The sequence below is a fragment of the Streptomyces sp. NPDC025638 genome (assembly GCF_055558775.1).
Genome location: NZ_JBVHLX010000005.1, coordinates 293505 through 318273 on the forward strand (window position 1 = coordinate 293505; position 24769 = coordinate 318273).

Below are 24769 nucleotides of genomic sequence, written 5' to 3' on the forward strand. Positions count from 1 at the left end.
GATCCTGTCCGTTCGGCCCCCACACACTTTTGCCGCCCGTGCGCGGCACCCCCGCCGCATCCCCTGGCGTCCGCATGTTGGAACGGAGTATCCGGTTCCCGAGCACCACTCCATCATGTAACCTGCACGAAATTTCGCACTTCGCAGAGGGCCAACGTCGTCCCTCGGCACCAGCACATGCCACATGACGACGACGGGAGAGCCGATGCGTACGCCGCGCCAGCCGTCCCAGCATTCCGCGAATGGCCAGAACTGGTCGTTCATGGATGCTCGCCCTGCTGCGCAGGGTATGTACGACCCCCGCAACGAGCGCGACGCCTGTGGCGTCGGCTTCGTGGCCACCCTCACGGGCGAGGCGAGCCACGTGCTGGTCGAGCAGGCACTCACGGTTCTGCGCAACCTGGAGCACCGCGGCGCCACCGGCTCCGAGCCCGACTCCGGCGACGGCGCGGGCATCCTCTCGCAGGTGCCGGACGCCTTCTTCCGTGAGGTGGCCGGATTCGAACTCCCCGCGGCGGGCTCCTACGCCGTCGGCATCGCCTTCCTGCCGGAGGAGGGCACCCAGGACACCGTCTCACGCATTGAGACGATTGCCGGCGAGGAGGGCCTGACGGTCCTCGGCTGGCGTGAGGTCCCGGTCGCGCCCGAACTGCTCGGCGCCACCGCCCGTTCGACCATGCCGGCCTTCCGGCAGATCTTCGTCACCGACGGCGCCAGCGAGGGCATCGCGCTGGACCGCAAGGCCTTCGTGCTGCGCAAGCGCGCCGAGCGCGAGGCCGGTGTCTACTTCCCGTCGCTGTCCGCGCGGACGATCGTCTACAAGGGCATGCTGACCACCGGTCAGCTGGAGCCCTTCTTCTCGGACCTGTCCGACCGCCGCTTCGCGTCGGCCGTCGCGCTCGTCCACTCGCGCTTCTCCACGAACACCTTCCCGTCGTGGCCGCTGGCGCACCCGTACCGCTTCGTCGCGCACAACGGTGAGATCAACACCGTCAAGGGCAACCGCAACTGGATGCGCGCCCGCGAGTCCCAGCTGGTCTCGGACCTCTTCGGCGAGCGCGACATCGAGCGCGTCTTCCCGGTCTGCACGCCGGACGCCTCCGACTCGGCCTCGTTCGACGAGGTGCTCGAACTCCTGCACCTGGGCGGCCGTTCGCTGCCCCACTCCGTGCTGATGATGATCCCGGAGGCGTGGGAGAACCACGACTCCATGGACCCGGCCCGGCGCGCCTTCTACCAGTACCACTCCACGATGATGGAGCCCTGGGACGGCCCGGCCTGCGTCACCTTCACCGACGGCACCCAGGTCGGCGCCGTGCTCGACCGCAACGGCCTGCGCCCCGGCCGCTACTGGGTCACCGACGAGGGCCTCGTCGTCCTCGGCTCCGAGGTCGGCGTCCTCGACATCGACCCCGCCAAGGTCGTCCGCAAGGGCCGGCTGCAGCCCGGCCGGATGTTCCTCGTCGACACCGCCGAGCACCGCATCATCGAGGACGACGAGATCAAGGCGACCCTCGCCGCCGAACACCCCTACGCCGAGTGGCTGGAGGCCGGTGAGATCGAGCTGGGCGACCTGCCCGAGCGCGAGCACATCGTCCACACCCACGCCTCGGTCACCCGCCGCCAGCAGACCTTCGGTTACACCGAGGAGGAGCTGCGCGTCATCCTGGCGCCGATGGCCAAGGCCGCCGCCGAGCCGATCGGGTCGATGGGCACGGACTCCCCGATCGCGGCCCTCTCCGAGCGCCCGCGGCTGCTCTTCGACTACTTCACCCAGCTGTTCGCGCAGGTCACCAACCCGCCGCTGGACGCCATCCGCGAGGAGCTGGTCACCTCGCTGCGCTCGTCGCTGGGCCCCGAGGGCAACATCCTGGAGCCGACGGCCGCTTCCTGCCGCAGCGTCACGCTGCCCTTCCCGGTCATCGACAACGACGAGCTGGCCAAGCTCATCCACATCAACGCCGACGGCGACATGCCCGGCTTCAAGGCCGCGACCCTCTCCGGCCTGTTCCGGGTCGGCGGCGGCGGTGACGCTCTCGCCGCGCGCATCGAGGAGATCTGTGCCGAGGCCGACGCCGCCATCGAGAACGGCGCCCGTCTGATCGTCCTGTCGGACCGTCACTCGGACGCCGAGCACGCGCCGATCCCCTCGCTGCTGCTCACCGCGGCTGTCCACCACCACCTCATCCGCACCAAGCAGCGCACCCACGTGGGCCTGCTGGTCGAGGCCGGTGACGTCCGCGAGGTCCACCACGTCGCCCTGCTCATCGGCTACGGCGCCGCGGCCGTCAACCCGTACCTGGCGATGGAGTCGGTCGAGGACCTGGTCCGCGCGGGGACGTTCCTGTCGGACATCGAGTCCGAGCAGGCCATCCGCAACCTGATCTACGCCCTCGGCAAGGGCGTCCTGAAGGTCATGTCCAAGATGGGCATCTCGACCGTCGCCTCCTACCGCGGCGCCCAGGTCTTCGAGGGCGTCGGCCTCGACGAGGCCTTCGTCGAGAAGTACTTCAACGGTACGGCCACCAAGATCGGCGGCGTCGGCATCGACGTCATCGCCAAGGAGGTCGCCGCCCGCCACGCCAAGGCGTACCCGGCCTCGGGCATCGCCCCGGCCCACCGCGCGCTGGAGATCGGCGGCGAGTACCAGTGGCGCCGCGAGGGCGAGCCGCACCTGTTCGACCCGGAGACGGTCTTCCGCCTCCAGCACTCGACGCGCACCGCCCGCTACGACATCTTCAAGAAGTACACGGACCGGGTGAACGAGCAGTCCGAGCGCCTGATGACGCTGCGCGGTCTGTTCGGCTTCACCTCGGACCGGCAGCCGATCTCCATCGACGAGGTCGAGCCGGTCAGCGAGATCGTCAAGCGCTTCTCCACCGGCGCCATGTCGTACGGCTCCATCTCCAAGGAGGCGCACGAGACCCTCGCCATCGCCATGAACCAGCTGGGCGGCAAGTCCAACACCGGTGAGGGCGGCGAGGACCCGGAGCGCCTGTACGACCCGGCGCGCCGGTCCAGCATCAAGCAGGTCGCCTCCGGCCGCTTCGGCGTCACCTCCGAGTACCTGGTCAACGCGGACGACATCCAGATCAAGATGGCCCAGGGCGCAAAGCCCGGCGAGGGCGGCCAGCTGCCCGGCCACAAGGTCTACCCGTGGGTGGCCAAGACCCGTCACTCGACCCCGGGTGTCGGTCTGATCTCCCCGCCGCCGCACCACGACATCTACTCGATCGAGGACCTGGCCCAGCTGATCCACGACCTGAAGAACGCGAACCCGCAGGCGCGGATTCACGTGAAGCTGGTCTCCGAGGTCGGCGTCGGCACGGTCGCGGCCGGTGTGTCCAAGGCGCACGCGGACGTGGTCCTGATCTCCGGCCACGACGGTGGTACGGGCGCCTCGCCGCTGACCTCGCTGAAGCACGCCGGCGGTCCCTGGGAGCTCGGCCTCGCCGAGACCCAGCAGACCCTGCTGCTCAACGGCCTGCGCGACCGCATCGTCGTACAGACCGACGGCCAGCTGAAGACCGGCCGTGACGTCGTCATCGCCGCGCTGCTCGGCGCCGAGGAGTTCGGTTTCGCGACCGCTCCGCTCGTCGTCTCCGGCTGCATCATGATGCGCGTCTGTCACCTGGACACCTGCCCGGTCGGCGTCGCCACCCAGAACCCGGTGCTGCGCGAGCGCTTCACCGGCAAGGCCGAGTACGTGGTGAACTTCTTCCAGTTCATCGCCGAGGAGGTCCGCGAGATCCTCGCCGAGCTGGGCTTCCGCTCCATCGAGGAGGCCGTCGGCCACGCCGAGGCGCTCGACGTCACCCGTGCCGTCGACCACTGGAAGGCACAGGGCCTGGACCTGGCGCCGCTGTTCCACGTGCCCGAGCTGCCCGCGGGCGCGGTGCGGCACCAGATCGTCGAGCAGGACCACGGCCTGGCGAAGGCCCTGGACAACGAGCTGATCAAGCTCGCCGCCGACGCCCTGGCCGCGTCCAGCGCCACCGACGCCCAGCCGGTGCGCGCCCAGGTCCAGATCCGCAACATCAACCGCACGGTCGGCACCATGCTCGGCCACGAGGTGACGAAGAAGTTCGGCGGCGCGGGTCTGCCCGACGACACCATCGACATCACCTTCACGGGTTCGGCGGGCCAGTCCTTCGGCGCCTTCCTGCCGCGCGGCATCACGCTGCGCCTGGAGGGCGACGCCAACGACTACGTCGGCAAGGGCCTCTCCGGCGGCCGTGTGATCGTCCGCCCGGACCGGGCCGCCGACCACCTCGCCGAGTACTCGACGATCGCGGGCAACACCATCGCGTACGGTGCGACCGGCGGTGAGCTGTATCTGCGCGGTCGTACGGGCGAGCGGTTCTGCGTCCGCAACTCCGGTGCGCTGGTGGTCTCGGAGGGCGTGGGCGACCACGGCTGCGAGTACATGACCGGCGGCCACGCGGTGGTCCTCGGCGAGACGGGCCGCAACTTCGCGGCCGGTATGTCCGGTGGCGTCGCGTACGTGATCGACCTCGACCGCGACAACGTCAACGCCGGCAACCTCGGCGCGGTCGAGGCGCTGGACGACACGGACAAGCAGTGGCTGCACGACGTGGTGCGCCGCCACCACGAGGAGACCGGTTCGACGGTCGCCGAGAAGCTGCTCGCCGAGTGGGACTCCGCCGTGGAGCGCTTCAGCAAGATCATCCCCAGCACCTACAAGGCAGTGCTCGCCGCCAAGGACGCCGCCGAGCGAGCCGGTCTCTCCGAGACCGAGACCCACGAGAAGATGATGGAGGCGGCGATCAATGGCTGACCCGAAGGGCTTCCTGAACCACGGCCGTGAGGTCGCCAAGACCCGTCCCGTCAGCGAGCGCGTCAAGGACTGGAACGAGGTCTACGTTCCGGGCTCCCTGCTGCCGATCATCAGCAAGCAGGCCAGCCGGTGCATGGACTGCGGCATCCCGTTCTGCCACAACGGCTGTCCGCTGGGGAACCTGATCCCCGAGTGGAACGACTACGCCTTCCGCGAGGACTGGGCGGCCGCCTCCGAGCGGCTGCACGCGACGAACAACTTCCCGGAGTTCACGGGCCGGCTGTGCCCCGCTCCCTGCGAGTCGGCGTGTGTGCTGGGCATCAACCAGCTGCCGGTCACCATCAAGAACGTCGAGGTCTCGATCATCGACAAGGCGTGGGAGACCGGTGACGTCGCCCCGCAGGCGCCCGAGCGGCTGTCCGGCAAGACCGTCGCGGTCATCGGCTCGGGCCCGGCGGGCCTGGCCGCCGCCCAGCAGCTCACCCGGGCCGGCCACACGGTCGCCGTCTACGAGCGCGCGGACCGCATCGGAGGCCTCCTCCGCTACGGCATCCCCGAGTTCAAGATGGAGAAGCGGCACATCAACCGCCGTATCGAGCAGATGCGCGCGGAGGGCACCCGCTTCCGCACCGGCATCGAGATCGGCCGCGACCTCAAGGCGACCGACCTGAAGAAGCGGTACGACGCGGTCGTCATCGCCGCCGGCGCCACGACCGCCCGTGACCTCCCGGCCCCCGGCCGCGAGCTCAAGGGCGTCTACCAGGCCATGGAGTACCTGCCGCTGGCCAACAAGGTCCAGGAGGGCGACTACGTCACCGCTCCGGTCTCGGCGGCGGGCAAGCACGTGGTGGTCATCGGCGGTGGCGACACCGGCGCCGACTGCGTGGGCACCGCCCACCGCCAGGGCGCGGCCTCCGTCACGCAACTGGAGATCATGCCCCGCCCGGGCGAGGAGCGGAACCCGGTCGCCCAGCCCTGGCCGACCTTCCCGATGCTCTACAAGGTGACCAGTGCCCACGAGGAGGGCGGCGAGCGGGTCTACTCCGTCTCGACCACCCACTTCGAGGGCGACGAGGACGGCAACGTCCAGTGGCTGCACCTGGTCGAGGTCGAGTTCGTCGAGGGCAAGCTGACCCAGAAGCCGGGCACGGAGCGCAAGATCCCGGCCCAGCTGGTCACCCTCGCCATGGGCTTCACCGGCACCGACCGGGACAACGGCCTGGTCGAGCAGTTCGGCCTGAACCTGGACGAGCGCGGCAACGTCGCCCGTGACGCCGACTTCCAGACCAATGTGCCGGGTGTGTTCGTCGCCGGTGACGCCGGCCGCGGCCAGTCGCTCATCGTCTGGGCGATCGCGGAGGGCCGCTCGGCCGCCCGCGGCGTCGACCGCTTCCTGACCGGTGCCAGCGACCTGCCGGCGCCGATCCGCCCGACGGACCGCTCCCTGATGGTCTGACGGCACCTCGAAAACGTCCCGTACAACGGCGTGCGGAACACTGACGGCGCCTGCCCGCAGTCCCCGACCGGACTGGGCAGGCGCCGCCGCCTTTTCAGCGCGAACTCGCCTTCAGCCCCTCGAACTTCACCGTCGCGTCCTCGGTGTACGCCCCCACCTTGCCCTCGTTGTACGGGTGTTCGTGGTCGCTGAAGGTCACCAGAGGCTTCCCGTCCGCCTCGACGACGAGGCCGGCGCCGTTCTGCTCCACGCGCACCGTGTACCAGTCGCCCACCGGGTACGTCGTACGCCCCGTCGCCAGGAAGCGCTGGCCCCCCGGATAGGCGGGATCCCGCTTGCCCAGCTCCCAGCCGTTGGGCTTGAGGGTGATGTAGTAGAAGTGCTCCGGATCGGTGTACGCCCAGACCAGCCACGGCACTTCCCAGGGGTTCGGGTCGGGATCGCGCAGTTGCTTCACCGTCCGCATCCGGGCCTCGTACCGCACGTTCGTGTAGGAGGCGGTGCTCACCACCAGGCCCGCGTGCGTCGTGCCCGGGTCCCCTGCGACCTCGGGGGAGAGCGACAGCGAGTCGTCGTCGCCCACGTTGGTGCCATGGCCGTTGAACACCGAGAGCCAGCGGCCGTGGACGGTGCCGTCGAGCCAGGGCCTGGGCGTTGGCGCCGCCTCTCCCCGGCACCGGCTCACCGTGACCGACAGCAGTGCGGCCAGCGCGAGCGCCAGTGCCAGGGTGGTGAGGAGACGGCCCCTGCGCCCCGGCGGGACCCGCGGGATCGGCGGGATCCGGCGGACGGTGCGCAGGGGCGAGGGGGTCATGCCGTCGAGTATGGCCCGGACGCGGTGAGGCCGACGGGCACATCGGCGGCGAAGTCCTCCGCCAGTTGGGCCAGGACGCGGGAGGCGGCCAGTCCGTCACCGAACGGGTTGCCGGCGCTCGCCATCCGCCGGTACTCCGCCGGATCGTCCAGCAGCTTCCCGGCCCAGGCCACGATGGCGTCCGGGTCCGTGCCGATCAGCTTCGCCGCGCCGGCCTCGACCGCCTCCGGGCGTTCGGTGGTCGTACGCAGCACCAGCGCGGGCTTGCTCAGACTCGGGGCCTCCTCCTGGATGCCGCCGGAGTCGGTGAGCACTAGGTCGCACTCGGCCAGCGTCGCCGCGAAGTCCAGATAGTCGAGCGGTTCGACGAGCGAGATACCGGTGTGCCCGTCGAGTTCGGGCAGCAGCGCATCTCGTACGGCGGGGCTCTTGTGCAGCGGCAGCACGATCTCCACGTCCCCGCGCTGCGCGAGCCGGGTGAGCGCACGGCCCATCCCGCGCATCCGCTCGCCCTGGTTCTCCCGGCGGTGCAGGGTCACGAGGACCCGCCGGGCGCCCGTGCGGAACGCGGAGGTGCCGGTGCCCTCGGCCAGCACCCACAGCAGGTTGTCGATCACCGTGTTGCCGGTGGTGAACACCTGCTCCGCGGGGACGCCCTCCTCGGTCAGCTGCCGTGCCGCGCGCGGTGTCGGGGCGAAGTGCCAGCGGGCGATGCGTCCGATGAGGCTGCGGTTGAGCTCCTCCGGGAAGGGGTTGTCGATGACCCCGGTGCGCAGTCCCGCCTCGACATGGGCGACCGGGATCTTCTCGTAGAACGCGGCCAGGGCGCCGACCAGCGCGGTCGTGGTGTCCCCCTGCACCACGACCAGGTCCGGCCGCTGCTCCCGCATGACCTCGCCGAGTTCGCCGACCAGCCGGGCGGTCAACTCGGACAGTTGCTGCCGGCTGCGCATCACGTCGAGCTCGATCCGTACGTCGACACAGAGCAGGCCGAGCATCTGCTGGAGCATCTCGCGGTGCTGGCCGGTGGTGACGACGACCGGCTCGAACAGCTCGCTGCCGGCCATGGCCCGCGCCACGGGCGCCAGTTTGATCGCTTCCGGCCGGGTGCCGAGCACGAGCATGGCGCGTACGGGCAGGCTTGACGGAGGTGTGGACATGGAAGGCCCCCTTAGGGCATGCGAGAAGAACGTGCCGAGGCACGGAAGATGAGAGAAGGAGTGAGGAGAGGGGAGAGAGCGGAGCCCGGGCGTGGCCCGGCCCGTCTGGTGTGCGCAGTCCTCAGGTGCGGGCGGTCTTCAGCCAGGTCTGCTTGCCGGTGAGCATCCGCCAGAACCCCCACCAGCCGGCGAAGAACCAGATGTAGCCGTAGAAGACGAAGACATGGGCGAGCAGCACACAGCGCACCAGCCCCAGCTCGCGCTCACGCTTGAAGTACACGTAGCCGTACGTGTAGGCGGCCGTGAACGAGAGGGCGTACGGCCCGAGCAGCCACATGGGCGACACGAGCGCGTGGCCCACCTGGACGGAGGCCACCATGGTGGCGCCCAGGGCGACCAGGAAGGAGACGGGCAGCAGCGAGGTCAGCAGGATCAGGACCGGGCTCGACAGGTGGTAGAGCATGTCCAGCGCCGGCCGGGTCGGCACGTCCCTGAGGATGAGCGGGACGAGACCGGCGGACTGCAGATGGCCCTGGAACCAGCGGGATCGCTGCCGGACCAGGCGCCGCAGACTGAGTACGGCCTGCTGGGAGACCGCGGCGGTGGTGCAGTGCATATTGGTCCAGCCCTTGGCGATCAGCCGCACCCCGAGGTCGAGGTCCTCGGTGAGACTGTCGCTCCACGGGCCGTCCCCATCGAGCGTGTCGAGGGCGGACAGCCGCATGAACTGCCCGTTCCCGCCCATGCCCACGCTGCCGATGAAGCGCCGTGCGCTCTGGAACACATCGCCGTAGACGACGAACTCCATGTCCTGCATGCGGGCGAGCAGCCCCAGGTGCCGGTTGTACATACGGACGCAGACCTGAACCGCGCCCGTACCCGGATCGTCGAAGTACGGATCGACGGACTGCACGACGTGCGGGTCGAGCCGCCCGTCCGCGTCGACCACGCACAGCACGACGTCCGCCGGGTCACGCCCGGCGAGCAGGCCGGACTCCCTGAGGTGCCGCACCCCGTCGTTGAGTGCGGCACCCTTGCCCCGGCGTGCGTTCGGCAAAGTGCGCCGGTGCAGCCGTACCAGACCCGGGTCCGCGGCCAGCGCGATGTCACTGGTGCGGTCGTCGGAGCCGTCGTCTATGACCAGGGCCATGAAATTCCCGGCGGGCAGGGAAGTGATGCGCGCCAGGCTTTCCGAAAGGACTTTCTCCTCGTTCAGACATGCCAGCAGAAATACGTAGAACCGCTCTCTCCGGTCCGTTCGAGAACGGCGAATTCTGCGTCGCGAGAGAAGAAAAAGACTGGTGTTGTAACAGCCGGCCATCACGATGAGAGTGATGCTTGACCACAGGAGCAACTCAATGATCACGGCTGCCCCCGGTATGGGCCCGCATCCCGTGTCCCCGGCGTCGCAGACGCAGCCTGGCCAGCAGTATCAGGCACGCCGTCAGGCAATAGAACAGGAATCCGGCTCCCGCTATCGCCTGTAGTGCTTTGGCCAAAGGAAGGCCGGGTATCGCTTCCGGTGCGGCCATCGCTCCTGCCAGGGGCAATAGTGCCCCCAGGGCGGGTCGTCCGTACATTGTCCCCCCATATTCGGTGCGCGTCCCCAACGCGCGGAGGTGAACTTAGCAGACGTTTCGAGGGGGGAGGAGTCCATTTGACAGGCCTCGCGATCGCCATAAGAATCGGTGCCTTCCTGTCGCCAAATGCTTTGTCAATCATTTGGCAAAGTGGGGGGAAGATCGTGAGACCAGTGATCCCGCCCTGGAAGCGGGCACGCAGCCGAATTTCCGTCGTTCTACTACTCGTCGCCGCTCTGCTGAGCGGCACATTCATGGCCACGAACGCACAGGCAGCCGGGGGGCACCGGCACAGGGGCGAGGCCGTCGGTGCCAGGTCCGGACTGAGCCGGGTCGATCTCAAGGGCTGGGCGAAGACCCAGCTCACGGCGGACCGGGCGCGGCGTGCCCGGCCGCACCCGAAGACCGCCGCGACCGCGCTCGCGTCCGCGGCCGGCCTCCCGGTCCGCACCGCGAGCGCCGTCACCCGGCAGGCGGCCCTGCTCGCCCCGGTCGCCGCCTCGGCGAACGCGGCCGCCGATGCCAACCCGACCACCCTCGTCCTCTACGACACGGCGGGCCCCTACGGGCAGTTGGGCGAGCTGTACGCGATGGCCACGGCCAACCTCGCCGGCCACTTCGGCACGGTGACGGCCAAGCCGGTCCAGCAGTACACCGCCGGGATGATCGACTCGTACTCGGCCGTGATCTACATCGGCTCGACGTACTACGGCGGCAGTATCCCGGACGCCGTCCCGGCCGCGTTCTACGCCGACGCGGCGTCGAGCACCAAGCCGGTGATCTGGATGGGCGCCAACATCTGGAACATGGCGGGTGCGGTGGGCGTAGCCCAGTTCACGCAGAAGTACGGCTGGGACCCGACGACGTCGTACTACGAGGACGGCGGTTCGATCGGCAACGTCACCCAGGTGACGTACCGCGGCCAGACGCTGACCCGCACCATTCCGGCCGGGCAGGACGGCGGAGTGCTGCGCCCCAACGTCCTGACGGGCACGGGGTATCCGGCCGTCACCCGGCTCGCGGAGGGCCTGGACAGCTCGAACGGGCACACCTTCGGCTGGGCGGTCCGCTCGTCCAACCTCACCTACATCGGTGAGATCCCGTTCGCCTACGTCTCCGAGAGCGACCGCGTCATCGCCTTCGAGGACCTGCTCTTCGACGCCCTCGCCCCGGCCACCGCCGAGCAGCACCGGGCGATGGTGCGCCTGGAGGACATCAGCCCCGACTCGGACCCCGCCGAACTACGGGCGATGGCCGACTACCTGCACGCGCAGAACATCCCGTACGGCATCAATGTGATCCCCGTCTACACGGACCCCAAGGGCACCTACAACAACGGGGTCCCGCAGACCGTCACGCTCGCCCAGCGGCCGCAGGTGGTCAACGCGCTGAAGTACATGCTGGCCAGGGGCGCGGTCCTGATGGACCACGGCTACACGCACCAGTACAGCAACATCGCCAACCCCTACGACGGCGTGACCGGTGACGACTTCGAGTTCTACCGGGCGCACGTCGACGCCGCCGACAACGTCGTCTACGACGGCCCGGTCGCCGAGGACTCCGCCCTGTGGGCGCAGACCCGCGTCACCAGCGCGCTCCTCCAGTTCGCCCTGGCCGGCCTGCCCAGGCCGGCGCTGTGGACCACCCCGCACTACGCGGGCTCGGCGGCCGACTACAAGGTCTTCAGCTCCAACTTCTCGGCGCGGCTGGAGCGTTCGCTCTACTTCGCCGGGACGCTGAGCGGGGCCCCGTCCGACCCGAACCGGTTCATCGGCCAGTTCTTCCCGTACGTGGTGAAGGACGTGTACGGCACCAAGGTGCTGCCGGAGAACATCGGCAACTACGAACCGGAGGCGTACAACAACCACCCGGCCCGGCTGCCCGCCGACCTCATCGCGTCGGCGAAGGCCAACCTGGCCGTACGGGACGGCGTGGCGAGCTTCTTCTACCACCCGTACTACCCGGTGCAGCCGTTGAAGGACACGATCGACGGCATGAAGGCACTCGGCTACACCTTCGTCAGCCCGGCGGCGCTGTGACGGCGCCCGCCCCCAGGAGGAGGACCGTCGCCGTCATGGCGGCGGTCCTCCTCGCCGTCGGCGGATGCGTGTCCACCGGCGGCGGCAAGGGGTCCGCCCACGGCAGCACACACGCCTCCCGTCCCGAACCGGGGACCTCGACCATGCGCGGCATCACGCTGCCCTCGTGGTACCGCACCGACTACGACAGCCCGGCCGCGCCACGCTATCTGCGCGGCATCAGGGCCACCGGGGCACGCTGGGTCACCTTCACCCCGACCTGGTACCAGAAGCGCGTCACCGACTCCGCCCTGCACACCACCGAGGAGACGGCGAGCGACGCGAGCCTGCGCGGGATCGTCGAGCGCGCCCACGCGGCCGGCCTCAAGGTGATGATCAAGCCCCACGTGGACCTGCCCGGCGACGCGGACCGCGCCGGGATCCGCCCCCGCGACCGGGCCGCCTGGTTCACCGCCTACCGCCGCTTCATCACCCACTACGCGGACATCGCCGCCGACACCGGAGCCGAACAGCTCGCGGTCGGCACCGAACTCGCCGGGGTCTCCGGCGACACCGCCGCCTGGACGCAGGTGATCAAGTCGGTCCGCGACCACTACGACGGCCCGCTGACCTACGCCGCCAACTACGACGAGTACCAGCACATCCACTTCTGGCAGGTCCTCGACCTCATCGGCATCGACGCCTACTGGCCCCTCGTCGAGAAGCCCACCACCGATCCCGCCCTGCTGGACCGCGCCTGGGCGCCGATCCGGGAGAAGCTCGCCGCGTACTCCGCACGGCAGCACCGCCGGATCCTGTTCACCGAGGCCGGCTACGTCAGCCAGCGCGGCGCCACCACCGCCCCGTACTCCTGGACCGTCAGCACACACCCGGCGGACGCCGAACAGGCCGCCGCCTACCGGGCGCTCCTCGACTCCTTCGAGGGCCGCGCCTGGTGGGCCGGCGTCTGCTGGTGGATGTGGGACGACTGGCCGAACAGCGGAGAGACCCCGGCACACCTGGCGTACACCCCGCACGGCAAACCCGCGGAGGAGGTGCTGCGCCAGAAGTGGGCCGGCTGACTCCCTGAAACCTAGGCAGCGGCCCCGGTCAGCTCCGTGACCTTCGTGATCGTCAGCACCACCAGCAGGGCCAGGAGCGCCACGCACACGCCCGCCTGGACCAGGGCCCGTCGGCGGTCCCGGGGCGCGTAGGCGTATCCCAGCGTCACCACACCGCCCGCCAGGAGACCGCCGAGGTGCCCCTGCCAGGAGGTCACCCACGCGGAGACCACCAGCCACAGCAGCAGACCCGTCATCAAGCGGTTGACCGCGTTCATGTCGGCGCCCAGGCGGCGGGCCATGACGTAGTAGGCGGCACCCAGCCCGAAGATCGCGCCGGACGCGCCGAGCGTGGGCGTCTCCGGCGCGATCAGCAGCACGAGGACCGAACCGCCGAGCGCCGACAACAGATACAGCGCCGTGAACCGCGCGCGGCCCAGCAGAGTCTCCACCACCCGGCCCAGGTTCCACAGCGACACCATGTTCATCACGATGTGCAGGATGCCGAACGTGCCCTGGGTGGGCGGCAGATGGAGAAACGCCCCGGTCAGCAGCCGGTACCACTCCCCGTGGGCGACGCCCTCGGGAAGGTAGCCGGCGGGCACGGTGCCCAGCATGTCGAACCGGTCGACCACCGACGGGCGCACCAGCTCGGCAAGGTAGGCGAGGACGTTGAGCCCGATGAGCACGTACGTCACGAGCGGCACCGCGGAGATCCGGCCGCCGAACGCCGTACGCGCCTGCCGCACCGACTGCGCGCCCTCCTTCACGCACTCCACGCACTGGTGGCCCACGGCGGCCTCGCGCATGCAGTCGGGGCAGATGTAGCGGTCGCAGCGGGTACAGCGGACGTACGACTCCACCTTGGGATGGCGGTAGCAGGTGGTGACGGTGGACTCGGGGGACTCGGCATCCACGGCCGGCTCCTCGCAAGGGTCTGGGGACAGGGTGAGCCGGTGGGGTCGGCGGCGAACAAAATAGCGAACCCCGGTGCGTGTGGGAGGGTGGGGGCCATGGTTGCGATCAGTCTCAGCAAGGTTCAGGAGACCGCGCCCGCGCTGGTCAGCCTGTACAAGACGGCCGGGGTGTCCCTCACGAAGCACGGGCTGGACGGACAGCGGGCCGCCGTGTACCTCGTGGTCGACTACTCGGGCTCCATGAAGCCGTACTACCAGGACGGCAGCGTCCAGGCGCTCGCCGACCGGGTCCTCGGGCTGTCCGCGCACTTCGACGACGACGGCCGGGTGCCTGTGGTGTTCTTCTCCACCGACATCGACGCGGTCACCGACATCGCCCTCGCCGACCACGAGGGCCGCATCGCACGGATCGCGGCCGGGCTCGGGCACATGGGCAAGACCAGCTACCACCTGGCGATGGACGCCGTCATCGACCACTATCTCGAAAGCGGGTCCACCGCCCCCGCCCTGGTGATCTTCCAGACCGACGGCGGCCCGATCAACAAGCTCGCCGCCGAACGGTTCCTGTGCAAGGCCGCGCCCCTGCCGCTGTTCTGGCAGTTCGTCGGCTTCGGCGACCCGGACAGCAAGCAGTTCGACTTCCTGCGGAAGCTGGACGAGCTGCCCGTGCCGCAGAAGCGGGTGGTGGACAACGCGGGCTTCTTCCACGCGGGTTCCGATCCGCGGCAGGTGTCCGACGCCGAGCTGTACGACCGTCTCGTGGGCGAGTTCCCCCAGTGGCTGGTGGCCGCGCGGGCGCGGGGGATCGTACGGGCATAGATCGTGTCGGCCCCGTTGGCTCAGCCGCAGCGTCGTGTCACCCTGAGGGAGATCCGGCGGGGAGGCGACGACGTATGGACGGCGCACGATCGGAGAACGGCGAAGGGGCTTTTGCCCGCAGGGGCGAGCCCGCCAAGGGCGAGCGGCTCGCCGACTGGGCCGACGGACGGCTCGGGCTCTACGCCCTGGCCAAGGCCAATATGCGCAAGGTGTTCCCGGACCACTGGTCCTTCATGCTCGGCGAGGTCTGTCTCTACAGCTTCCTCATCCTGATCCTCACCGGCGTCTACCTCACGCTCTTCTTCGAGCCGAGCGGTGCCGAGGTCGTCTACCACGGCTCCTACGGCCCGCTCAACGGCATCGTCATGACCAAGGCGTACGAGTCGACGCTGCACATCAGCTTCGATGTGCGCGGCGGACTGCTGATCCGGCAGATCCACCACTGGGCGGCGCTGGTCTTCGTCACCGGCATGCTCGTGCACATGATGCGGGTGTTCTTCACCGGCGCCTTCCGCAAGCCGCGCGAGCTCAACTGGGTGTTCGGCTGGACCCTGCTGATGCTCGGCATCATCACCGGCCTGACCGGCTACTCGCTCCCCGACGACCTGCTCTCCGGGACCGGCATCCGCTTCGCCGACGGCGCGATCCTGTCCGTCCCGGTCGTGGGGACGTACCTGTCCATGTTCCTGTTCGGCGGGGAGTTCCCCGGCCACGACATCATCTCGCGGCTCTTCCCGATCCATGTCCTGCTGCTGCCCGGGATCATGCTGGGCCTGGTCGTGGCCCATCTGATCCTGGTCTTCTTCCACAAGCACACCCAGTACCCCGGGCCCGGACGGGATCAGAAGAGCGTGGTCGGCATGCCCTTCCTGCCGGTCTACATGGCCAAGGCGGGCGGCTTCTTCTTCCTCACCTTCGGCGTGCTCGCCCTGATGGGCGGGATCGCCAGCATCAACCCGGTGTGGGCCTTCGGGCCGTACCGGCCGGACCTCGTCACCACGGGCGCGCAGCCCGACTGGTACCTCGGCTTCTCCGAGGGCCTGATCCGGGTGATGCCGGGATGGGAGATCGACGCCTGGGGCCACACGTTGGAGCTGGGCGTCTTCATCCCGTTCTCGCTGTTCCCGCTGATCCTGCTGGCGCTGGGCCTCTATCCCTTCGTCGAGGCGTGGGTCACCGGCGACCGGCGCGAGCACCACATCCTGGACCGGCCGCGCAACGTGCCCGTGCGCACCGGGCTGGGCGTGGCCTGGCTGAGCCTGTACGTGGTGCTGCTGATCGGCGGCGGCAACGACATCGTGGCCACGCATCTGCATCTGTCGATCAACTCGATCACCTGGTTCGTGCGGATCTCCGTCTTCGTCGTGCCGGTCGTCGCCTTCACGCTGACCAAGCGGATCTGCCTCGGGCTGCAACGCCGGGACCGGGACAAGGTGCTGCACGGCAGGGAGACGGGCATCATCAAACTGCTGCCGCACGGCGAGTACGTCGAGGTCCATGAACCCCTGTCGCAGGACCGGCTGTTCGTCCTGACCCAGCACGAGCAGAACCCGCCGTACGAGATCGGACCGCGGGAGGACGCCAACGGTGTGCGGCGGCCGGTCACCGTGTCCCAGCGCGTGCGTGCACGGCTCGCCCGGGCGTTGTTCGGGCCCGAGACGCACATCCCGAAGCCGACCCGCGAGGAGTACCGGGAGCTCACCAGCGGCGACCACCACCACTGAGGACCCGCTCACGGCACTCGTCCGGGCCGCCCCAGGCCATGCGCAGCGCGCGGGCCCTGGTCAGCCACAGGGACAGGTCGTACTCGGCCGTGTACCCGATCGCGCCGTGCAGTTGCAACGCGGTGCGGGCGGTGGCGTAGGCGGCCTCGCACGCCTTCAGCTTGGCGGCGGCCACGTCGGCCGGGTCCATCGTCAGCGCGGCGCCGAAGAGCAGGGGGCGCGCGAACGCGAGGGCGGTCCTCGCGTCGGCCAGCCGGTGCTTCACGGCCTGGAACGAGCCGATGGGGACGCCGAACTGGGTGCGCTGGCGGACGTACGCGACGGTCCTGTCGAGCAGCGCGAGGCCGACACCGAGGGCCTGGGCGGCGGTGGCGAGGCGGGCCCAGGTGAGGGCGTGGTCCACGGGCGGGTCGGGGGTGAGGAGTTCACCGCCGGGCAAGAGCGGGGTGAGACGGCGTGCCGGGTCCAGGGAGGGGCGCACCGGGCCGGCGCCCGGGGACAGGCGCAGACCGTCGGGGGCGAGGGCGAGACGGGTGGTCGCCGCGTCCCCGTCCAGCGCGTACCCGCCGGCCGCGACCGTCGCCAGGGTCTCGCCCGCCGCGAGCGGCGGGAGGAACCGCTTGGCCGGGCCGGGCTCGGTGAGCAGCGCGGCCGCCGCCACGGTCTCGACCAGCGGGCCGGGTACGACGTGCCGTCCCAGCTCCACGAAGGCGAGGGCGAGTTCCACCGGCCGGGGCCCCATCCCTTCGTACGCCTCCGGCACCACGAGCCCGAACACCCCCGCCTCTGCGATACGGCGCCACAGCGCGCGGCCCCTCGTACGGTCGCCGCGGCTCCAGTCCCGGACGACCGACGGTGTGTCCGCGGCGGCCAGCATCGCGTGCAGGGAGCCGGCGAAGGCACGCTGCTCGGCGTCGGGCAGGAACCGCATCAGCGACGTCCCTTCGGCAGGCCGAGCAGGCGCTCGGCGATGATGTCGCGCTGGATCTCGTTCGTGCCCGCGTAGATGGGTCCGGCGAGCGAGAAGACATACCCCTCCGCCCAGGCCGTGTCCGCCAACTCGCCCTCCTCGCCCAGAAGATCGAGTGCCGTCTCGTGCAGCGCGAGGTCGTACTCGGACCAGAACACCTTGTTCAGGCTGGACTTTGGGCCGAGCGGTTCGCCGTCCAGGAAGTGGGAGGCGGCCTCGTAGGTGAACAGCTGGTAGGCGCGGGCGCCGATCAGGGCGTCGGTGACCCGGGCGCGCGCCCGCTCCGGACTGCCCTGGGCCCGCCACAGGTCGAAGAGCCTGTCGGCGGCGGCCAGGAAACGGCCGGGGGAGCGCAGCGTGAGGCCGCGTTCGTTGCCGGTCGTCGACATCGCGATCCGCCAGCCTTGGCCGGGCTCGCCGATCACGTCCTCGTCCGGCACGAATACCTCGTCCAGGAACAGCTCGGCGAACGCGGGCTTCCCGTCGAGGCGGCCGATCGGGCGGACCGTGACGCCCGGGGCCCGCAGATCGAACATGAGGTAGGTGAGGCCCTGGTGGGGTTTCGGGGCGGCCGGATCGCTGCGGAACAGGCCGAAGGCGCGGTCGGCGAAGGCGGCCCGCGACGACCAGGTCTTCTGTCCGCTCAGCAGCCAGCCGCCGTCCGTGCGCACGGCCCGGGAGGTGAGGGAGGCCAGGTCGGAGCCCGCCTCCGGCTCGGACCAGGCCTGCGCCCAGACCACCTCGCCGGATGCCATCCGGGGCAGCACGCGCGCGCGTTGCTCCGCGGTGCCGTGGTCGAAGAGGGTCGGGGCGAGCAGGCTGATGCCGTTCTGGCTCACCCGGCCCGGCGCGCCCGCCGCCCAGTACTCCTCCTCGAAGACCAGCCACCGCATCAGTCCCGCGCCCCGGCCGCCGTACTCCTCGGGCCAGGACACCACCGACCAGCGGTCCGCGGCCAGTTCGGCCTCCCAGGCGCGGTGCGCCGCGAAGCCCTCCTCGGTCTCCAGGGAGGGCAGAGGCGTGCCGGGCACGTGCGCGTCGAGCCAGGCGCGGGCCTCGGCGCGGAACTCCTCGTCGGCCGGAGCGTGGGTGAGGTCCACGGTGGTCCTCCTTCCCTGAGACCTTCCCTAACAAGTGTTTGGTAGGTTAGCGTGGGCCCATGACAGGCGTCGAGAGCCCGGCGTACATGCCCGGGCACGGACTGCTGAAGGGGCGCACCGCCGTCATCACCGCGGCGGCCGGAGCGGGGATCGGCGGGGCGACCGCCCGCCGCTTCCTGGAGGAGGGCGCGCGCGTGCTGATCAGCGACGCGCACGCGCGACGGCTGAAGGAGCACGAGGCAGAACTGGGCCGCGAGCACCCGGGAGCCGTGACCGCGGTCCCCTGTGACGTCACCGACGAGTCCCAGGTGCGGGCCCTGTTCGACACCGCCGTGCGGGATCACGGGCGGCTGGACATCGTCGTCAACAACGCCGGACTGGGCGGTACTTCGGCCCTGGTCGACATGACCGACGAGCAGTGGTCCCGTGTCCTGGACGTGACGCTGAACGGTACCTTCCGCTGCACCCGGGCGGCCCTGCGGTCGATGAAGGAGACCGGCGGCGGCGTGATCGTCAACAACGCCTCCGTCGTCGGCTGGCGTGCCCAGGCCGGGCAGGCGCACTACGCGGCCGCGAAGGCCGGCGTGATGGCGCTGACCCGGTGCGCCGCCGTCGAGGCCGCCGAGTACGGCGTGCGGGTCAACGCGGTGGCGCCGAGCCTCGCCATGCACCCGCACCTGGCGAAGGTGACCACACCCGAACTGCTGGCGGAGCTGACCGCCCGCGAGGCCTTCGGACGGTACGCGGAACCGTGGGAGGTCGCCAACGTGATCGTCTTCCTGGCCTCCGGCTATTCCTCCTACCTGACCGGCGAAGTCGTCAGCGTCAGCAGCCAGCATGCCTAGGGGGTGTCGTTTGGATCAGGCCGGCTGTGACGAACGGTGCGGACGCGGCGACGCCGGGATGATCCGAACGACACCCCCTAGGACCACAATGGACCCGTGCCGACCAAGAAGAAGCCCCAGGTGACCGCCCCGAAGAAGCCGGCGGCCGCCGCCGCTCACGCGCGCCGCGGCGAACTCCTGGAGACCGCCGCCGAGGTGTTCGCCGAGCAGGGCTACAACGCCACCACCGTGCGCAGGATCGCGGACCACGCGGGCATGCTCGCGGGCAGCCTCTACTACCACTTCGACTCCAAGGAGTCGATGCTCGAAGAGATCCTGCGCACCTTCCTCGACGAGCTCTGGGACGGCTACGACACCGTCCTCGCCGCCGGACTCGGGCCCCGCGAGACGCTGGAGGCCCTGGTCACCGAGTCGTTCCGGGAGATCGACCGGCACCGCGCCGCCGTCGCGATCTACCAGAAGGAGAGCAAGCAACTGGTCGCGCAGGACCGGTTCACCTTCCTCGCCGAGTCCCAGCGCAAGTTCGAGAAGGCCTGGCTGTCCACGCTGGAGCTCGGGGTCGCCGAGCGCGTCTTCCGCGCCGACCTCGACGTACGGCTCACCTACCGCTTCGTGCGCGACACGGTCTGGGTCGCCGCGTCCTGGTACCGGCCCGGCGGACAGCACAGCCCGGAGGAGATCGCCCGGCAGTACCTGTCGATGGTGCTGGACGGGATCGCCGTCCGCACCTAACCCACTGGGGAGTTGTCATGCCCGAGGCCTACATAGTCGAAGCGGTCCGCACGCCCGTCGGGCGGCGCGGCGGCGGACTGAGCGCAGTCCACCCGGCCGACCTGGGCGCCCATGTCCTCAAGGAACTCGTCGCGCGTGCCGGCGTGGACCCGGGCGCCGTGGAGGACGTCGTGTTCGGCTGTCTGGACACGGTCGGACCGCAGGCCGGGGACATCGCCCGGACCTGCTGGCTGGCCGCCGGGCTGCCCGAGGAGGTGCCCGGTGTGACCGTGGACCGGCAGTGCGGCTCCTCGCAGCAGGCCGTGCACTTCGCCGCGCAGGCCGTGCTGTCCGGCACCCAGGACCTGGTGGTCGCCGGCGGTGTCCAGAACATGTCGCAGATCCCCATCGCCTTCGCCTCCCGGCAGGCCGCCGAACCGCTCGGCCTGACCGAGGGCCCCTTCCTGGGCAGCGAGGGCTGGCGGGCCCGCTACGGCACGCAGCCCGTCAATCAGTTCACCGGCGCCGAGACGATCGCCGCCAAGTGGGGGATCAGCAGGCAGGACCAGGAGGAGTTCGCCCTGCGCTCGCACCGGCGGGCGGTGCGGGCGATCGACGAGGGCCGCTTCGACCGCGAACTCGTCCCCCACGGGGACGTCACCGCCGACGAGGGCCCGCGCCGGGACACCTCCCTGGAGAAGATGGCCGCGCTGAAGCCCGTGATCGACGGCGGCACCATCACCGCCGCCTGCTCCTCGCAGGTCTCCGACGGCGCGGCGGCCATGCTGCTGGCCTCGGAGCGGGCGGTGCGTGAGCACGGGCTGCGCCCGCGGGCCCGTGTGCACCATCTCTCCGTGCGCGGCGAGGACCCCATCCGCATGCTCTCCGCCCCCATCCCGGCCACCGCGCACGCCCTGAAGAAGACCGGACTCGCCATCGACGCCATCGACCTCGTCGAGATCAACGAGGCCTTCGCGCCCGTCGTGCTGGCCTGGTTGAAGGAGACCGGCGCCGACCCGGAGAAGGTCAACGTCAACGGCGGCGCGATCGCCCTCGGCCACCCCCTGGGCGCCACCGGCGTCCGGCTGATGACGACCCTGCTGCACGAACTGGAGCGCACCGGCGGCCGATGGGGGCTGCAGACCATGTGCGAGGGCGGCGGCCAGGCCAACGTCACGATCATCGAACGCGTGTGACCCGAGCGGCGACGAGGGCGGCCACCCGCTTCGGCGGACGGAGTCCGGCGCAGGCTCCCGAAGCCTGGGAGGCGCCCCTGGGGCCGAGCAGGGCGAGGGGGCCGTCGGGGATGGTGCCCATGTGCGAGGGCGGCGGCCAGGCCAACGTCACGATCATCGAACGGCTGTGAGCCTCTCCCGCACCTCCTGAGCCTCCTTCACGATCCGCTCCATCAGCTCCGCGCACGACGGCAGGTCGTCGATCACCCCGGCGACCTGCCCGGACGCCATCACCCCGAGGTCCGTACGGCCGTCCACCATCGCGGACTTCAGCAGCATCGGCGTGTTCGCGGCGAGCAGCACCTGACTCCAGGACAGCTCCTTGCCGTGCTTCAGGGCGAGCCCGTCACGGACCATCCGCCGCCAGGTGAGACCCGACAGCCTCCGGAACCCGGCCGCCCGGCGCACGGCGTGCACCAGCGCGCGGGCGCGGCCGGAACGTTCCAGGGAGTCCACCAGATCCGTGCGCAGCATGCGGTGCGGCAGACCGTCGACCGCCGTGGTGACGGTGACGTCCCGGACCGTCGCCGCCAGATACCTGGCCTTCACCGCGTCCGGCACCGTCGAGTCCGAGGTGAGCAGGAACCGCGTCCCCATCGCGACCCCCGCCGCCCCGTAGGCGAGCGCCGCGACCAGGCCCCGGCCGTCGAAGAAGCCACCGGCCGCCACCACGGGTATCCGCACCGCGTCCACCACCTGCGGCAGCAGTACGGTCGTCGCTACCTCGCCGGTGTGTCCGCCCCCCTCTCCGCCCTGCACGATCACCGCGTCCGCGCCCCAGGCCGCGACCTTCTCCGCGTGCCGCCGCGCCCCGACGGACGGGATCACGACCACCCCGGCCTCCTTGAGCTCGGCGATCAGCTCACGGGAGGGGGCGAGCGCGAAGGACGCCACCCGCACTCCCTCGTCGATGATCAGGCGCACCCGGTCGCCGGCGTCGCCCGCGTCCGCCCGGAGGTTCACCCCGAACGGCGCGTCCGTCCGCGACCCGACCTCGCGTATCGCCCCGCGCAGCTGATCCAGGGTCATCGTCGCCGACGCCAGGATGCCCAGTGCGCCCGCGTTCGCCGCCGCCGAGACCAGCCGCGGGCCCGCCACCCAGCCCATCCCGGTCTGCACGACCGGGTGCCGGACCCCGACCAGCCGGGTGAGCGCGGTCTCCATCAGCCCCTCGCCCTCTCCGGCACCTCACGCGCGCGGGCGCCCCCGGGATCGAGCACGTCCCGGATCAACCGCAGCTCCCGCTCGGTGGGCTCGCGGGTGTACGGCACCTCGTCCGGGACGGTGAGCGCGAAGTCCGTCGCCTCCCGCACCTGTCCGACGTCCACCCCCGGATGCAGCGAGGCCAGCCGCATGCTGCGGTCGGGCGTGGCGAAGTCGAAGACGCCGAGGTCCGAGACCACGCGCGCGATGCGGTGATGGCGGGCCGTGTCCGGGTGCTCGGCGGCATGGTCGTACCCCACCCCGCACACCATGTCGACCTTCTCCACGAAGACCCGCCGCGAGTGTCTCGGGATCCAGTAACTCGTCGGGTTGTTCAGTGTGTTGAGCGGGGCGCCGCGCACGCCGAGCAACTGCCGCGCGGGCCGCGCCCAGTCGCCGATGCACGAGATGTTCTGGTTGCCGAACCGGTCGATCTGGCTCGCGCCCATCATCACGTGCCGTCGCCCGCCGGCCACCAGGGCCAGATGCTGCCGGTACGGCAGCCAGCCCTCGGGTGTCCCGTCCGGGCGGACGAGCGTCGCCTCGCCGTCGGTCAGCAGCAGGTCCGGCGCGAAGGTCAGCCGGGCCAGCCGCGCCCCCAGCGAGGGGATCACGCCCATCGGACTCGCCAGGACCTCACCGGAGCCGCGCCAGGCCTCGGCGCAGGCGATCACGCAGTACTCGGCGCGGGTCGCACTCATCGCTCCTGCTCCCTGGGCCAGTTCCGCACCGCCGACTCGTAGGCCTGCTCGTCCCCGCCGAGGAACCGCTCGGCGAACTCGGGCCACGGAGTGGACGCGTACTCCTTCTGGAAGCTCTCGTCCCTGCCGTAGTCGGGCGCGCACGAGGTGAAGTGGGCGCCGTTCGGCGCCTCCACCACGCCCGTCACCGTGTGCCGCTTGAGCAGCAGCGACTGCGGGGCCGCGTCCTTCGTCAACTCGACGGTGTCCACGATCCGTTCGCACGAGACATAGGCCGCCGTCGCCGCCTCGCAGAACAGGTCGTCGAAGTACGGATCCGGGCCCAGGTACTGCCCGTTGCCCAGCCGGTCGGCGCGGTTGACGTGCACCAGGGCCGCGTCCAGCCGCAGGGCGGGCATCGCCACGAACGTCTCGCCGTCCTCGTACGGCGAAGTGACCGTCCGCAGGCCGGGGTTGACCCGCATCACGTCGGAGCCGATCCCCGCCCGCACCGGAAGGAAGGGCAGCCGGTTCGCCGCCGCCTGCAGCCCCCACATGAACATCCCCTCGTCGACCTCCGTCAGCTCGAAGGCCCCGCGCTCGCGCGCAGCGCGGTAGTGCGGTTCGAGCGGGATCGAGTCGAGGGTGACGAAGGCCGTCACCAGCTTGCGCACGCGTCCGGCCGCCGCCAGCATGCCGACGTCCGGGCCGCCGTACGACACGACGGTAAGATCGCCGATCCCGGTTCGGAGCAGTGCTCTGACCAGGGACATCGGCTTGCGGCGTGACCCCCAGCCGCCGATGCCGAGGGTCATGCCGCTCTCCAGGCGGGAGACCACCTCGTCGGCGGTCATCGTCTTGTCGCCCACCTATGCGCCCTCCTTCCCGAACGTGTCCCGGACCCGGTCGGCCAGCCCGCTGAGGTTGGCCTCGAAGGTGAAGCCCTGTTCGAAGCGGTAGCTGCGACGCACGTCGACCGGATCGATCCCGTTGATGGCCGCCTTGGCCATGCGCAGCAGCCGCCCGTCCTTGGCGGCGATCTCCCGCGCCAGCTCCAGCGCGGCCGCCCGTAAGCCCTCTCGCGGCACCACCCGCCACACCGAGCCGTGCGCATGCAGCTCGGCCGCGCTCGCCGTGCGCGAGGTGTAGTACAGCGCGCGCATCAGATGCTGCGGGACCAGCCGGGCCAGATGCGTGGCGGCACCGAGCGCGCCCCGGTCCAGCTCGGGCAGCCCGAACGTGGCGTCGTCGCTCGCCACGATCGCGTCCGCGTTCCCCACCAGGCCTATTCCGCCGCCCAGACAGAAGCCCTGCACCGCCGCGACCACGGGCGTCTCGCACTCGTAGACCGCCGCGAAGGCCGCCGCGCAGCCCTGGTTGGCGCCGATCAGCGCCGCCTGCCCGTCCGTCTGTATCTCCTTGATGTCCACGCCCGCGTTGAAGCCCCGCCCCTCGGCGGCTAGCACGACGCACCGGACCTCCGGGTCACGGCCCGCCGCGCGCACGGCCTCGGCCAGGGCGAACCATCCGGCCACCGGCAGCGCGTTCACCGGTGGGAAGTCGACCGTGACGAGCGAAATCCCCTTTTCCGGGGACGAGGTGGAGACACCCATGGACGCATCAGCTACCTTCGCACTCAGCTGCCTTTCCACCAAACATTTGTTAGGTGTGAGGCTTC

19 protein-coding genes are annotated in these 24769 nt (G+C 70.5%); 9 read left to right on the forward strand and 10 right to left on the reverse strand.

Features of this window, described 5'->3' with window-relative positions:
* The first annotated feature begins 205 nt into the window (after window positions 1-205).
* Together gltB and ACZ4EG_RS15415 are read left to right on the forward strand one after the other, a co-directional pair.
* Complete coding sequence (gene gltB / locus ACZ4EG_RS15410; RefSeq protein WP_467791120.1) at window positions 206-4798, forward strand: glutamate synthase large subunit; 4593 nt, start codon at window positions 206-208, stop codon at window positions 4796-4798.
* A complete protein-coding gene (locus tag ACZ4EG_RS15415; protein WP_467790960.1) occupies window positions 4791-6254 on the forward strand; it encodes a glutamate synthase subunit beta in 1464 nt (487 codons plus the stop codon). Before gltB ends, ACZ4EG_RS15415 begins: the two co-directional genes overlap by 8 nt.
* 94 nt (window positions 6255-6348) lie before the next feature.
* Here the strand turns inward: ACZ4EG_RS15415 and ACZ4EG_RS15420 are convergent, their stop codons facing one another.
* The 3 genes from ACZ4EG_RS15420 to ACZ4EG_RS15430 all read right to left on the reverse strand — a co-directional run bounded on the left by ACZ4EG_RS15420 (window position 6349) and on the right by ACZ4EG_RS15430 (window position 9549).
* Window positions 6349-7068 (reverse strand): LamG domain-containing protein, encoded by a 720-nt coding sequence (locus ACZ4EG_RS15420; RefSeq protein ID WP_467790961.1) that lies wholly within the window; start codon window positions 7066-7068, stop codon window positions 6349-6351.
* Window positions 7065-8228 (reverse strand): non-hydrolyzing UDP-N-acetylglucosamine 2-epimerase, encoded by a 1164-nt coding sequence (gene wecB, locus ACZ4EG_RS15425; protein WP_467790962.1) that lies wholly within the window; start codon window positions 8226-8228, stop codon window positions 7065-7067. Before wecB ends, ACZ4EG_RS15420 begins: the two co-directional genes overlap by 4 nt.
* A gap of 121 nt (window positions 8229-8349) precedes the next feature.
* The gene (locus ACZ4EG_RS15430) at window positions 8350-9549 is read right to left on the reverse strand and encodes a glycosyltransferase (protein WP_467790963.1); all 1200 of its coding nucleotides are present in this window, start codon (window positions 9547-9549) and stop codon (window positions 8350-8352) included.
* Between the two features lie 513 nt (window positions 9550-10062).
* Between ACZ4EG_RS15430 and ACZ4EG_RS15435 the strand changes: the two genes are divergently transcribed.
* On the forward strand, window positions 10063-11847 hold the full coding sequence (locus tag ACZ4EG_RS15435) for a DUF2334 domain-containing protein (protein WP_467790964.1): 1785 nt from the start codon (window positions 10063-10065) through the stop codon (window positions 11845-11847).
* Window positions 11848-11882: 35 nt separating this feature from the next.
* Entirely contained in the window at window positions 11883-12908 is a 1026-nt protein-coding gene (locus ACZ4EG_RS15440; protein WP_467790965.1) for a glycoside hydrolase family 113, read from the forward strand.
* A gap of 11 nt (window positions 12909-12919) precedes the next feature.
* Here ACZ4EG_RS15440 and ACZ4EG_RS15445 read toward each other — a convergent pair whose 3' ends face one another.
* On the reverse strand, window positions 12920-13804 hold the full coding sequence (locus tag ACZ4EG_RS15445) for a rhomboid family intramembrane serine protease (RefSeq protein ID WP_467790966.1): 885 nt from the start codon (window positions 13802-13804) through the stop codon (window positions 12920-12922).
* A gap of 96 nt (window positions 13805-13900) precedes the next feature.
* On the opposite strand from ACZ4EG_RS15445, the gene ACZ4EG_RS15450 reads away from it, so the two are divergent.
* Window positions 13901-14623, forward strand: a complete 723-nt coding sequence (locus tag ACZ4EG_RS15450) for a vWA domain-containing protein (RefSeq protein WP_467790967.1) — start codon at window positions 13901-13903, stop codon at window positions 14621-14623.
* Between the two features lie 74 nt (window positions 14624-14697).
* Window positions 14698-16347, forward strand: a complete 1650-nt coding sequence (gene qcrB / locus ACZ4EG_RS15455; RefSeq protein ID WP_467790968.1) for a cytochrome bc1 complex cytochrome b subunit — start codon at window positions 14698-14700, stop codon at window positions 16345-16347.
* Here qcrB and ACZ4EG_RS15460 read toward each other — a convergent pair.
* Complete coding sequence (locus tag ACZ4EG_RS15460; protein ID WP_467790969.1) at window positions 16322-17278, reverse strand: acyl-CoA dehydrogenase family protein; 957 nt, start codon at window positions 17276-17278, stop codon at window positions 16322-16324. The two genes, qcrB and ACZ4EG_RS15460, sit on opposite strands and share 26 nt — an antisense overlap.
* Window positions 17278-18417 (reverse strand): acyl-CoA dehydrogenase family protein, encoded by a 1140-nt coding sequence (locus tag ACZ4EG_RS15465; RefSeq protein ID WP_467790970.1) that lies wholly within the window; start codon window positions 18415-18417, stop codon window positions 17278-17280. Before ACZ4EG_RS15465 ends, ACZ4EG_RS15460 begins: the two co-directional genes overlap by 1 nt.
* A gap of 59 nt (window positions 18418-18476) precedes the next feature.
* Between ACZ4EG_RS15465 and ACZ4EG_RS15470 the strand changes: the two genes are divergently transcribed.
* The 3 genes from ACZ4EG_RS15470 (at window position 18477) to ACZ4EG_RS15480 (ending at window position 21169) form a co-directional block, all read left to right on the forward strand.
* Window positions 18477-19262: an SDR family oxidoreductase gene (locus ACZ4EG_RS15470; protein ID WP_467790971.1), complete on the forward strand. Its 786-nt coding sequence runs from the start codon at window positions 18477-18479 to the stop codon at window positions 19260-19262.
* 96 nt (window positions 19263-19358) lie between these two features.
* On the forward strand, window positions 19359-19994 hold the full coding sequence (locus ACZ4EG_RS15475; protein ID WP_467790972.1) for a TetR/AcrR family transcriptional regulator: 636 nt from the start codon (window positions 19359-19361) through the stop codon (window positions 19992-19994).
* A 17-nt stretch (window positions 19995-20011) separates the two neighbouring features.
* A complete protein-coding gene (locus ACZ4EG_RS15480) occupies window positions 20012-21169 on the forward strand; it encodes an acetyl-CoA C-acetyltransferase (RefSeq protein ID WP_453548109.1) in 1158 nt (385 codons plus the stop codon).
* Between the two features lie 153 nt (window positions 21170-21322).
* Here the strand turns inward: ACZ4EG_RS15480 and ACZ4EG_RS15485 are convergent, their stop codons facing one another.
* Genes ACZ4EG_RS15485 through ACZ4EG_RS15500 form a run of 4 tightly spaced genes read right to left on the reverse strand, consistent with a single transcriptional unit; the run spans window position 21323 to window position 24704 of the window.
* The gene (locus tag ACZ4EG_RS15485) at window positions 21323-22372 is read right to left on the reverse strand and encodes an NAD(P)H-dependent flavin oxidoreductase (RefSeq protein WP_467790973.1); all 1050 of its coding nucleotides are present in this window, start codon (window positions 22370-22372) and stop codon (window positions 21323-21325) included.
* Window positions 22372-23112 (reverse strand): CoA-transferase subunit beta, encoded by a 741-nt coding sequence (locus tag ACZ4EG_RS15490; RefSeq protein WP_467790974.1) that lies wholly within the window; start codon window positions 23110-23112, stop codon window positions 22372-22374. Before ACZ4EG_RS15490 ends, ACZ4EG_RS15485 begins: the two co-directional genes overlap by 1 nt.
* Window positions 23109-23960 carry a CoA transferase subunit A gene (locus ACZ4EG_RS15495; RefSeq protein WP_467790975.1) on the reverse strand — a complete coding sequence of 284 codons (852 nt, stop codon included), beginning with the start codon at window positions 23958-23960 and terminating at the stop codon, window positions 23109-23111. Before ACZ4EG_RS15495 ends, ACZ4EG_RS15490 begins: the two co-directional genes overlap by 4 nt.
* Window positions 23961-24704 carry an enoyl-CoA hydratase family protein gene (locus tag ACZ4EG_RS15500; RefSeq protein ID WP_467790976.1) on the reverse strand — a complete coding sequence of 248 codons (744 nt, stop codon included), beginning with the start codon at window positions 24702-24704 and terminating at the stop codon, window positions 23961-23963. It abuts the gene before it with no gap.
* Window positions 24705-24769 lie beyond the last annotated feature (65 nt).

Coding starts and splice junctions, on each gene's coding strand:
- gltB (WP_467791120.1), top strand. CDS start 206: ATGCGTACGCCGCGCCAGCCGTCCCAGCATTCCGCGAATGGCCAGAAC.
- ACZ4EG_RS15415 (WP_467790960.1), top strand. CDS start 4,791: ATGGCTGACCCGAAGGGCTTCCTGAACCACGGCCGTGAGGTCGCCAAG.
- ACZ4EG_RS15420 (WP_467790961.1), bottom strand. CDS start 7,068: ATGACCCCCTCGCCCCTGCGCACCGTCCGCCGGATCCCGCCGATCCCG.
- wecB (WP_467790962.1), bottom strand. CDS start 8,228: ATGTCCACACCTCCGTCAAGCCTGCCCGTACGCGCCATGCTCGTGCTC.
- ACZ4EG_RS15430 (WP_467790963.1), bottom strand. CDS start 9,549: ATGGCCGGCTGTTACAACACCAGTCTTTTTCTTCTCTCGCGACGCAGA.
- ACZ4EG_RS15435 (WP_467790964.1), top strand. CDS start 10,063: ATGGCCACGAACGCACAGGCAGCCGGGGGGCACCGGCACAGGGGCGAG.
- ACZ4EG_RS15440 (WP_467790965.1), top strand. CDS start 11,883: ATGGCGGCGGTCCTCCTCGCCGTCGGCGGATGCGTGTCCACCGGCGGC.
- ACZ4EG_RS15450 (WP_467790967.1), top strand. CDS start 13,901: ATGGTTGCGATCAGTCTCAGCAAGGTTCAGGAGACCGCGCCCGCGCTG.
- qcrB (WP_467790968.1), top strand. CDS start 14,698: ATGGACGGCGCACGATCGGAGAACGGCGAAGGGGCTTTTGCCCGCAGG.
- ACZ4EG_RS15460 (WP_467790969.1), bottom strand. CDS start 17,278: ATGCGGTTCCTGCCCGACGCCGAGCAGCGTGCCTTCGCCGGCTCCCTG.
- ACZ4EG_RS15470 (WP_467790971.1), top strand. CDS start 18,477: ATGACAGGCGTCGAGAGCCCGGCGTACATGCCCGGGCACGGACTGCTG.
- ACZ4EG_RS15480 (WP_453548109.1), top strand. CDS start 20,012: ATGCCCGAGGCCTACATAGTCGAAGCGGTCCGCACGCCCGTCGGGCGG.
- ACZ4EG_RS15485 (WP_467790973.1), bottom strand. CDS start 22,372: ATGGAGACCGCGCTCACCCGGCTGGTCGGGGTCCGGCACCCGGTCGTG.
- ACZ4EG_RS15490 (WP_467790974.1), bottom strand. CDS start 23,112: ATGAGTGCGACCCGCGCCGAGTACTGCGTGATCGCCTGCGCCGAGGCC.
- ACZ4EG_RS15500 (WP_467790976.1), bottom strand. CDS start 24,704: ATGGGTGTCTCCACCTCGTCCCCGGAAAAGGGGATTTCGCTCGTCACG.